This window comes from Melaminivora alkalimesophila (assembly GCF_000282995.1).
GTDB lineage: Bacteria > Pseudomonadota > Gammaproteobacteria > Burkholderiales > Burkholderiaceae_C > Melaminivora > Melaminivora alkalimesophila.
In genome coordinates, this window is the sequence record NZ_ALEE01000304.1 from 1 (window position 1) to 560 (window position 560).

General features: G+C 76.8%; 1 protein-coding gene. It reads left to right on the forward strand.

Features of this window, described 5'->3' with window-relative positions; all coding sequences use genetic code 11:
* Positions 1 to 122: 122 nt before the first annotated feature.
* The coding region (locus tag A612_RS05730; RefSeq protein WP_040436192.1) for an XdhC family protein at positions 123 to 560 on the forward strand (438 nt) is incomplete at its 3' end.

The following is a 560-nucleotide window of genomic DNA, read 5'->3' on the forward strand; positions in this document are numbered from 1 at the left end:
CAGCCAGCCGGGGGACGACGGGTTTGCGGGCGTGGGGGAGGGTGAGGGCGGATGGGACATGGGCGCGCTGTGCGAGGCGGCGGTGGCCGCGGGCGATGAAGGAAGCAGGGGAAGGAGCGATGATGGACACCACGACGCGCGCACTGCAGGCGTTGCTCGCCAGCCTGGGCGCGGCCCCGGCCTGCCTGGTGACGGTGGAGTCTACCCAAGGCTCGGTGCCACGCGAGCGCGGCGCCTGGATGGCCGTGTCGGCGCAGGCCGACGCCCCGCCCATCGGCACCATCGGCGGCGGCCACCTGGAGTGGCGTGCCTTGCAGGAGGCGCGGCAGCTGCTGGCGCACCGCGCCGCCGCGGGGGAGGTCGGCCCGGTGCTGCTGCGCCAGGCGCTGGGCCCCAGCCTGGGACAGTGCTGCGGCGGTGTGGTGCAGCTGCGGCTCGAGTGCGTGGACGCCGCAGACGCCGAGCGGCTGCGTGCGCAGCTCGCGCCGCGGCTGCAGCCGGTGGCGCTCTTCGGCGGCGGGCACGTGGGCCATGCGCTGGCGCGTGCGCTCGCGCCGCTG